Origin of the sequence: Peribacillus sp. YIM B13481, from assembly GCF_042787985.1 — a bacterium.
GTDB classification, from domain to species: domain Bacteria; phylum Bacillota; class Bacilli; order Bacillales; family DSM-1321; genus Peribacillus; species Peribacillus simplex_A.
Window position 1 is genome coordinate 1 of record NZ_JBHZPE010000126.1, and the last position, 1,379, is coordinate 1,379.

Below are 1,379 nucleotides of genomic sequence, written 5' to 3' on the forward strand. Positions count from 1 at the left end.
GCCCTTCGAAAAAAAATAAGAATATGGAGGGTTTATTTTAGCATGGCTTTTTTACTAATGTATTTTCATACAAAAAGATATGGAACGTGTAGAAAGCTATTTATTTCTCTATTGAGAAAGGACATTAATATTTAGTGGCACAAAAATGTAATTCTGGAAGGTGTGGAAATATTGAAACCAATCATATTTGATGTTGATACTGGGATTGATGATGCCATGGCGATGGCATATGCATTAAATTCACCAGAATTGGAAGTGCTGGGGTTTACCACTTGCTTTGGTAACGTACCCATTGTTGAATCGACCCGTAATACACTGGCCGTTTTGGAAAAATTAAATAGGCGCATTCCGGTTTTTGAAGGAGCCGGTCAAACATTGGTACGCGGAAAGAAGAAGAAATATCCCAAGCATGTCCATGGGGAAGACGGATTAGGAAATACCCTTCAGTTTGAACCAACTATTAAAGCATCAAAAGGGAATGCATCAGATTTCATTATCGAACAAGTGAAAAGCCGGCCGCATGAAATTACGGTTATTGCAGTAGGACCACTGACTAACATCGCAATGGCAATTAAAAAAGCCCCGAAAATCATGTCCTTAGTAAAAGAGGTGGTTATTATGGGCGGTGCTGTAAACGTACAAGGAAATGTAACGCCTTATGCTGAAGCGAACATAGTATCCGATCCCGAAGCGGCTGATCATGTATTTTCATCCGGACTGCCAATCACCCTAGTGGGACTTGATGTGACACTGCAAACATATCTTTTGAAATCGAAGCTTGATGAATGGCGGGCAACTGGTAAGGAGAGCGCCCGATTTTTAGCGGAAATGACCGATTATTATATGAAAGCTTATGAAATCTCCCATCCAGGTTTGGGCGGTTGCGCCCTTCATGATCCACTTGCAGTCGGGGTTGCGATTGATTCAAGTTTTGTAGGTGCAGAAATGATGAACGTCAAGGTTGTGACCGAAGGCGAAGAAACAGGCAGGACAATAGGCCAACAGGTTAGCGGTCCTGGAATCCGCGTCTGTACGAAAGTGCAAGCGGATCGGTTTGTGAAACACTTTTTGGAACGGGTTATATGAGGACTTGATCATGTGATAAGGATCTCCATTAACTAAGTCGCACAGCTGAAATCCATGTATTAAAAATAGTTTATTTTGCTTTGAAAAAAGGATCTTCGTATATTTGGATATCCTTTCGATTGGTTTTTCAAATATTAATCAATCGTTTGATTAATTTCATAGAGATTTGATGAAATCCCTACATTTTAGTAATGGTCCAAAAAAAATGGGCATAAGGGGGCTGTTGACAAAATGGGGGAGAGCTTTTGCTCATTCCCCATTTTGATTTTTATCGTTAATTGCTTGTTTATTTA

General features: G+C 40.0%; 1 protein-coding gene. It reads left to right on the forward strand.

Annotated elements, in window-relative coordinates; translation table 11 throughout:
• Positions 1-171 precede the first annotated feature (171 nt).
• A complete protein-coding gene (locus ACFX4X_RS25435) occupies positions 172-1,086 on the forward strand; it encodes a nucleoside hydrolase (protein WP_284468960.1) in 915 nt (304 codons plus the stop codon).
• Positions 1,087-1,379 lie beyond the last annotated feature (293 nt).